Consider the following 2,432-nt stretch of genomic DNA (forward strand, 5'->3'; position numbering starts at 1 on the left):
GTCGGGTCATGACCGGGTCAAGACATCAGAGGTCTCCTTCTTTTTTCTGGTCGCAGCAGCCGAGCTTGCCTTGAAGCGGAAGCTGTCATTGCCGGTTTCCAGGATGTGACAGCGGTGGGTCAGGCGATCGAGTAGCGCGGTGGTCATCTTGGCATCGCCAAAGACCGTCGCCCATTCGCTGAAGCTGAGATTGGTGGTGATGATGACGCTTGTGCGTTCGTAAAGCTTGCTCAGCAGGTGAAAGAGCAAGGCGCCGCCTGATGCGCTGAACGGCAGGTATCCCAACTCGTCCAGGATCACGAGATCCAGCCGCATCAGGGTTTCAGCCAGTTGGCCGGTCCTGCCTCTCGCTTTCTCCTGCTCGAGCGTGTTGACCAGTTCTATGGTCGAGAAGAACCGGACCTTACGGCGATGATGCTCGATGGCCTGAATGCCAATGGCGGTTGCGACATGGGTCTTCCCGGTGCCTGGGCCGCCGATCAGGACAATGTTCTCGGCGCCGCCCATGAACTCGCAGCGATGCAGCTGGCGCACCGTCGCCTCATTGACTTCGCTGGCCGAGAAGTCGAAGCCTGACAGGTCCTTATAGGCGGGAAAGCGGGCGATCTTCATGTGATAGGCGACTGAGCGAACTTCTCGCTCGGCCATTTCGGCCTTCAGCAGTTGGGTGAGGATCGGCACGGCGCTTTCGAAGGCCGGTGCGCCTTGCTCGATCAGATCGGTGACGGCTTGCGACATGCCATGCATCTTGAGGCTGCGGAGCATGATCACGATGGCGCCGCTGGCAGGATCATGACGCATGGCGGCCTCCGGTCATGTGCGCGCGCAAGCCATCATAGCGTTCGACATTGGCCTTGGGCTCTCGGCGCAGATGCAGCGCCTGGGGCGTGTCGATGGGTGGTCCGTCGGTCTTTCCGTCGATCAGGCGGTGCAAAATGTTCAGCACATGGGTCTTGGTCGCGACGCCCTCGGACAGGGCAAGTTCGACCGCGGTCAGCACCGCTTGCTCGTCGTGATGCAGGACCAAGGCCAGGATATCGACCATCTCGCGATCACCGCCAATCCGCCGTAGCATCTGCTCCTGCAGCCGTTTGAAGGCAGCGGGCAACTCGGCAAACGGGGCTCCGTTGCGCAGGGCACCGGGTTTGCGCTGGATGACGGCGAGGTAATGCCGCCAGTCGTAGATGGTGCGCGGCGGCAGGTGGTGCGAGCGCTCGATCACCCGCTCATGCTCGCACAAAATCTGCCCTTCGGCGGCAATGACCAGGCGCTCGGGATAGATCCTGAGGCTCACAGGGCGATTGGCAAAAGACGCCGGCACGCTGTAGCGATTGCGCTCGAAGCTGATCAGGCAGGTCGGTGAGACGCGCTTGCTTTGCTCGACAAAGCCATCGAAGGCAGGCGGCAGGGCCATCAGCGCGGCCTGCTCCTCGGTCCAGGCATCGGCGATGCTGCCGGCACGGGTTCCATGTGGGATCTCCCGCCACAGTTCCATGCAGCGCTGCTCCAGCCAGGCGTTCAGGGCTGCCAGGTCCGGGAAGTTGGGCATTGGCTGCCACAGCCGCGGGCGCGCATCCTGGACGTTCTTCTCGACCTGTCCCTTCTCCCAGCCCGACGCCGGATTGCAGAATTCCGGCTCGAAGACATAGTGATTGGCCATGGCGAGGAAGCGCATATTGACCTGACGCTCCTTGCCGCGGCCAACGCGATCCACAGCGGTCCTCATGTTGTCGTAGATTCCCCGCCCAGGAACGCCGCCGAAGACGCGAAAGCCATGCCAATGGGCGTCGAACAGCATCTCGTGGGTTTGCAGCAGATAGGCGCGAACCAGGAAAGCCCGGCTGTGTGACAGCTTGATATGGGCGACTTGCAGCTTGGTGCGTTCTCCGCCCAACACCGCGTAATCCTCGCTCCAGTCGAACTGGAAGGCCTCCCCCGGGCGGAAGGCCAGCGGCACGAAGGTACCGCGTCCCGTGGTCTGCTGCTCGCGTTGCCGGTCGGCGCGCCAGTCACGAGCAAAGGCGGCGACGCGATTGTAGGAACCGGTATAGCCGAGCGCGACCAGATCGGCGTAGAGTTGCTTCAATGTCCGGCGCTGCTTGCGCGACTTCGTCGTCTCAGTCTTCAGCCAAGCCGCGAGCTTCTCGGCGAACGGATCGATCTTGCTCGGGCGCTCAGGCACCGAGAACTTCGGCTCGATCGTGCCCGCGTTCAGATACTTCTTGATGGTGTTCCGAGATAGCCCGGTCCGGCGGGCTATCTCGCGGATCGGCAGCTTCTCACGCAGCGCCATCCGCCGGATGATATTCAAAAGTCCCATGTGGATCACTCCGTTGCTCCCCGCCGCTGATCGCGTTGGGGAAGGGTCACATGGGTCAAATCTCAATGGAAATTACGCGCCAACCCGGGTCAGTTCTGGGTGGAAATCAACA

At 61.8% G+C, this 2,432-nt stretch carries 2 protein-coding genes; both read right to left on the reverse strand.

Going from position 1 to position 2,432, the window contains the following annotated elements; genetic code table 11:
• Window positions 1-6: 6 nt before the first annotated feature.
• Complete coding sequence (gene istB, locus Q1A36_RS21175; protein WP_101751536.1) at window positions 7-801, reverse strand: IS21-like element helper ATPase IstB; 795 nt, start codon at window positions 799-801, stop codon at window positions 7-9.
• Window positions 791-2,320 (reverse strand): IS21 family transposase, encoded by a 1,530-nt coding sequence (istA, locus tag Q1A36_RS21180; protein WP_101752186.1) that lies wholly within the window; start codon window positions 2,318-2,320, stop codon window positions 791-793. The genes istB and istA overlap by 11 nt, the downstream gene beginning before the upstream one ends.
• Between the last annotated feature and the right edge of the window lie 112 nt (window positions 2,321-2,432).

The organism is uncultured Paracoccus sp. (genome assembly GCF_947487305.1).
Lineage (GTDB): Bacteria > Pseudomonadota > Alphaproteobacteria > Rhodobacterales > Rhodobacteraceae > Paracoccus.